Annotated in this window: 5 protein-coding genes; all 5 read left to right on the top strand. The window is 44.1% G+C overall.

Translation table 11 applies throughout. The features are described from left to right. On the top strand, positions 1–781 hold a 781-nt coding region (locus RAC86_RS34185; RefSeq protein WP_377886583.1), incomplete at its 5' end, for a ribose-phosphate pyrophosphokinase. A gap of 85 nt (positions 782–866) precedes the next feature. Further along, positions 867–1,484: a 50S ribosomal protein L25/general stress protein Ctc gene (locus RAC86_RS34180; protein ID WP_014112303.1), complete on the top strand. Its 618-nt coding sequence runs from the start codon at positions 867–869 to the stop codon at positions 1,482–1,484. A 107-nt stretch (positions 1,485–1,591) separates the two neighbouring features. Beyond that, complete coding sequence (gene pth / locus RAC86_RS34175; RefSeq protein WP_014112304.1) at positions 1,592–2,158, top strand: aminoacyl-tRNA hydrolase; 567 nt, start codon at positions 1,592–1,594, stop codon at positions 2,156–2,158. A gap of 59 nt (positions 2,159–2,217) precedes the next feature. Beyond that, a complete protein-coding gene (gene fin / locus RAC86_RS34170; protein ID WP_014112305.1) occupies positions 2,218–2,448 on the top strand; it encodes an anti-sigma-F factor Fin in 231 nt (76 codons plus the stop codon). A gap of 69 nt (positions 2,449–2,517) precedes the next feature. Next, a partial coding sequence (mfd, locus tag RAC86_RS34165; protein ID WP_377886582.1) for a transcription-repair coupling factor occupies positions 2,518–5,988 on the top strand: 3,471 nt, incomplete at its 3' end.

Here is a 5,988-nt window from a genome sequence, read left to right as displayed (position 1 = left end):
CTGTTATATCATCCAGTCTACAAGTGACCCCGTTAACGAGCATATTATGGAACTGCTGATTATGGTAGATGCGTTAAAACGCGCTTCAGCAAAAACGATTAACATTGTGATTCCTTATTACGGTTATGCACGTCAAGACAGAAAAGCAAGATCCCGTGAGCCAATCACAGCAAAACTTTTTGCTAACCTGCTTGAAACAGCCGGTGCAACTCGTGTGATTGCACTTGACCTGCATGCGCCGCAAATTCAAGGATTCTTTGATATACCGATTGACCACTTAATGGGTGTACCGATTTTAGGAGAATATTTTGAAGGCAAAAACCTTGAAGATATCGTCATTGTTTCACCAGACCACGGCGGTGTGACACGCGCCCGCAAACTGGCTGACCGACTAAAAGCACCGATTGCGATTATCGATAAACGCCGTCCGCGTCCAAACGTGGCGGAAGTCATGAATATTGTAGGTAATATCGAAGGGAAGACCGCTATCCTTATCGATGACATTATCGATACTGCAGGTACCATTACACTTGCTGCTAATGCGCTCGTTGAAAACGGAGCGAAAGAAGTATATGCATGCTGTACACACCCTGTACTATCAGGCCCAGCTGTTGAACGGATTAATAATTCAACAATTAAAGAGCTTGTTGTGACAAACAGCATCAAGCTTCCTGAAGAAAAGAAAATTGAACGGTTTAAGCAGCTTTCTGTCGGACCGCTTCTGGCTGAAGCGATTATTCGTGTTCATGAGCAGCAATCAGTCAGCTATCTGTTCAGCTAAACCGATTTTTTTGAGGTTTAAATCCTTATCGTTATGGGTATTGTTTGTAATAGGACAATAAAACGATAATAGGATGGTGCTGAATATGGCAACGTTAACGGCAAAAGAAAGAACGGACTTTACTCGTTCGTCTCTTCGGAATATCCGTACATCAGGACATGTTCCAGGTATCATATATGGGAAAGACACGGGAAACAAACCTGTATCATTAGACAGTGTGGAGCTGATCAAAACGCTGAGGGATGAAGGTAAAAATACAGTCATCACGCTTGATGTCAGCGGAGAAAAACATTCTGTCATGGTAACAGATCTGCAAACGGACCCGCTGAAAAATGAAATCACTCATGCTGACTTTCAAGTGGTCAATATGAGTGAAGACATTGAGGTGGAAGTTCCGATTCACCTGACTGGAGAAGCCATTGGAGTGAAAAACGGAGGGGTGTTGCAGCAGCCGCTATATGCACTCACTGTAAAGGCTAAGCCAAAAGCCATTCCGCAAACGATTGAGGCTGATATTTCAAACCTCGATGTAAATGAAGTACTGACTATTGCGGATTTGCCTGCTGGCGGTGACTACTCCTTTAATCATGAATCAGATGAGGTCGTGGCTTCTATCCTTCCTCCACAGCAACAGGAAGCAGCTGAGATAGATGAAGAGGAATCTGCCGATGCTCAGCCTGAAGGTGAAAACAAAGAACAATAATAGCTTAAGGCGTAACCCTCCCGTGGTTACGTCTTTTGTGCTAGAATGAGAAGAATTATAACCCGCTTATGCAGACGGGAGTTTATGTGACTAAGGGAGGATTCGCCATGCTTGTGATAGCCGGTCTCGGAAACCCGGGGAAGAACTATGAAAATACACGGCATAATGTCGGGTTTATGGTGATAGATCAGCTTGCAAAGGAATGGAATATTGAGCTGAACCAAAATAAATTTAACGGATTATACGGAACCGGATTTGTTTCCGGCAAAAAGGTTCTACTTGTTAAACCGCTTACATATATGAATTTATCAGGAGAATGTTTGCGGCCTTTAATGGACTATTATGATGTCGATAACGAAGACTTGACAGTCATTTACGATGACCTCGATCTTCCGACTGGCAAGATCCGTTTAAGAACGAAAGGAAGCGCCGGAGGGCACAATGGCATCAAATCACTGATTCAGCATCTTGGAACATCCGAGTTTGACCGCATCCGCATCGGAATCGGCAGGCCTGTAAACGGCATGAAGGTCGTTGATTATGTGTTAGGCTCCTTCACCAAGGAGGAGGCACCCGACATTGATGGAGCGATCGATAAGTCTGTGAAGGCTTGTGAAGCTTCTCTGAGCAAACCGTTTTTAGAAGTCATGAACGAATTTAACGCAAAGGTATAAAATGAATCAACAAAGTCCATACTACACCAAAATGACTTTTTCATCAGGAGGTCCCTTGTATGGCTTTGCATTATTATTGTCGTCATTGCGGAGTGAAAGTAGGCAGTCTCGAATCTTCCATGGTATCGACTGACTCACTTGGATTTCAGCACTTAACAAACGAGGAAAGAAACGATATGATTTCTTATAAAGAAAATGGAGATGTCCATGTTTCGACGATATGTGAAGATTGCCAAGAGGCGCTTGACCGAAATCCGCAGTACCACGAACATCACACATTTATTCAATAAAAAGCTTTGGTGTAGACACTAGACCAAAGCGTTTTTCTGTTCTCACAGGAAACAGAGAGGAGGGGCCATATGGACAACATTCAAACCTTTATAAAAGAAAGCGATGATTTTAAATCCATCATCAACGGTTTACACGAGGGGCTGAAGGAACAGCTGCTCGCGGGTCTGTCGGGTTCCGCGCGTTCTGTTTTTACTTCTGCCCTGGCTAATGAAACGAATAAGCCTATCTTTCTAATCACCCATAACTTATATCAAGCCCAGAAAGTAACGGATGATCTGACTTCACTTCTAGAGGATCGGTCTGTCCTTTTGTACCCCGTCAATGAACTCATTTCATCAGAAATCGCAGTCGCAAGCCCTGAATTGCGTGCGCAGCGATTAGATGTCATTAATAGATTAACGAATGGAGAAGCGCCAATTGTTGTTGCTCCGGTAGCTGCAATCAGAAGAATGCTGCCACCTGTAGAGGTCTGGAAAAACAGCCAAATGCTCATTCAAGTGGGCCATGACATCGAACCCGACCAGCTTGCATCACGGCTGGTAGAGGTAGGATATGAGCGTTCTGATATGGTTTCAGCACCTGGGGAATTCAGTATTCGCGGAGGAATCATTGACATTTACCCGCTGACTTCAGAGCATCCGGTGAGAATTGAACTTTTTGACACCGAAGTGGATTCAATCCGCAGCTTTAACTCAGATGATCAGCGGTCAATTGAGACCCTTACCTCGATCAATATCGGTCCTGCAAAGGAATTAATTATCAGACCTGAAGAAAAAGCGCGGGCGATGGAGAAAATCGATAAAGGTCTTGCCGCAAGCCTGAAAAAATTAAAGGTCGACAAGCAAAAAGAAATTCTTCATGCGAATATTTCTCACGATAAAGAACGCTTGTCTGAAGGCCAGACAGATCAGGAGCTGGTGAAGTATCTCTCATATTTCTATGAAAAGCCTGCTAGTTTACTAGATTATACACCTGAAAACACACTTCTGATTTTGGATGAAGTCAGCCGGATTCATGAGATGGAAGAGCAGCTTCAAAAAGAAGAAGCGGAGTTTATAACAAACCTTCTTGAAGAAGGGAAGATTTTGCATGACATCAGTTTGTCATTTAGCTTCCAAAAAATAGTAGCTGAGCAAAAACGGCCTCTGCTGTACTATTCTTTATTTTTGCGGCATGTACACCATACGAGTCCGCAGAATATCGTCAATGTATCAAGCAGACAAATGCAGAGTTTCCATGGCCAAATGAACGTACTTGCGGGTGAAATGGAGCGCTTTAAAAAATCCAACTTCACCGTTGTATTCTTAGGAGCAAACAAGGAACGCACACAGAGATTATCATCTGTTCTGGCTGATTATGAGATCGAAGCCGCTATGACAGACAGCAAAAAAGCGCTTGTTCAGGGACAGGTCTATATCATGGAAGGCGAGCTCCAATCGGGATTTGAGCTGCCGTTGATGAAGCTTGCTGTTATTACGGAAGAAGAACTGTTCAAAAACCGTGTGAAAAAGAAGCCTCGAAAACAGAAGCTTACCAATGCTGAGCGCATTAAGAGCTATTCCGAGCTTCAAATCGGTGATTATGTCGTTCATATTAATCACGGGATCGGAAAGTACTTAGGGATTGAAACTCTTGAAATCAATGGAATCCATAAAGACTATTTAAATATTCATTATCAGGGAAGCGACAAGCTTTACGTCCCTGTAGAACAAATTGACCAGGTGCAAAAATATGTCGGATCTGAAGGAAAAGAGCCGAAGCTGTATAAATTAGGCGGAAGCGAATGGAAACGGGTCAAGAAAAAAGTAGAGACATCCGTTCAGGATATTGCTGATGATTTAATTAAGCTGTATGCCGAAAGGGAAGCGAGCAAGGGCTATGCGTTTTCTCCTGACCATGAAATGCAGCGTGAATTCGAATCAGCGTTCCCTTATCAAGAGACTGAGGATCAGCTACGTTCCATTCATGAAATCAAAAAGGATATGGAAAGAGAACGTCCGATGGACCGCTTGCTGTGCGGAGACGTAGGTTACGGGAAAACAGAGGTTGCCATACGTGCCGCGTTTAAGGCGATCGGTGACGGAAAGCAGGTAGCTCTGCTCGTTCCAACAACGATTTTGGCACAGCAGCACTATGAAACCATTACTGAGCGCTTCCAGGACTATCCGATTAATATTGGCCTTCTCAGCAGATTCAGAACGAGAAAAGAAGCGAACGAAACGATCAAAGGATTGAAAAACGGTACTGTTGATATCGTTATCGGGACGCACCGGCTGCTATCAAAAGATGTCGTGTATAAAGACTTAGGGCTCCTTATCATTGATGAAGAGCAGCGTTTCGGTGTAACCCATAAAGAAAAGATCAAGCAGATCAAAGCCAATGTTGATGTATTAACATTAACAGCAACGCCGATTCCGCGTACGCTTCATATGTCTATGCTTGGCGTAAGGGATCTTTCAGTCATCGAGACTCCGCCGGAAAACCGCTTCCCCGTCCAGACATATGTTGTGGAATACAACGGCGCCCTTGTCAGAGAGGCGATTGAACGTGAGCTTGCACGCGGAGGACAGGTCTATTTCTTGTACAACCGGGTAGAGGATATTGAGCGGAAAGCGGATGAGATCTCAATGCTTGTCCCTGACGCGAAGGTGGCTTATGCGCACGGGAAAATGACAGAAAACGAACTAGAAACCGTTATGCTGAATTTCCTTGAAGGAGAATCAGACGTTCTCGTCAGCACAACCATTATTGAAACAGGCGTAGACATCCCGAACGTCAATACGCTGATCGTATTTGACGCAGATAAAATGGGTCTTTCTCAGCTTTATCAGCTGCGGGGACGCGTCGGCCGTTCTAACCGTGTGGCGTATGCGTACTTCACGTACCGCCGGGATAAAGTGCTGACAGAAGTGGCTGAAAAAAGGCTACAGGCTATTAAAGAGTTCACAGAGCTTGGTTCCGGTTTTAAAATTGCAATGCGTGACTTAACGATTCGCGGAGCCGGGAATCTTCTTGGTGCTCAGCAGCACGGCTTTATCGATTCGGTCGGATTTGACCTCTATTCACAAATGCTGAAGGAGGCCATTGAAGAGCGTAAAGGAGATACAGCGAAGTCGGTGCAGTTTGAAACAGAAATTGATGTCGAGCTTGATGCGTATATTCCTGAAACCTACATTCAAGATGGCAAACAGAAAATTGATATGTATAAACGCTTCAGGTCTGTGGCTACAATCGAAGAGAAGAATGAACTTCAAGACGAAATGATCGACCGGTTTGGAAACTATCCAAAAGAAGTCGAATACTTGTTTACTGTTGCGGAAATGAAGGTTTATGCGAAACATGAACGTGTTGAGCTGATTAAGCAGGATAAAGATGCGGTCAGATTGACGATTTCTGAAGAAGCAAGTGCAGAAATTGACGGTCAGAAGCTGTTTGAGCTCGGCAATAAATATGGCAGACAAATCGGACTGGGAATGGAAGGCAAAAAACTCAAAATCTCCATACAGACAAAAGGCCGCAGTGCCGATGAATGGCTCGAA

It is taken from the genome of Bacillus sp. LR_5, from assembly GCF_042709275.1.
The sequence above is the reverse complement of the archived record's forward strand: the minus strand, read 5'-3'. Positions and strand labels throughout refer to the sequence as shown.

Excerpts from the sequence above, each read along its gene's own strand:
- pth (WP_014112304.1), top strand. The coding sequence starts at position 1,592 with ATGCTTGTGATAGCCGGTCTCGGAAACCCGGGGAAGAACTATGAAAAT.
- fin (WP_014112305.1), top strand. The coding sequence starts at position 2,218 with ATGGCTTTGCATTATTATTGTCGTCATTGCGGAGTGAAAGTAGGCAGT.
- RAC86_RS34180 (WP_014112303.1), top strand. The coding sequence starts at position 867 with ATGGCAACGTTAACGGCAAAAGAAAGAACGGACTTTACTCGTTCGTCT.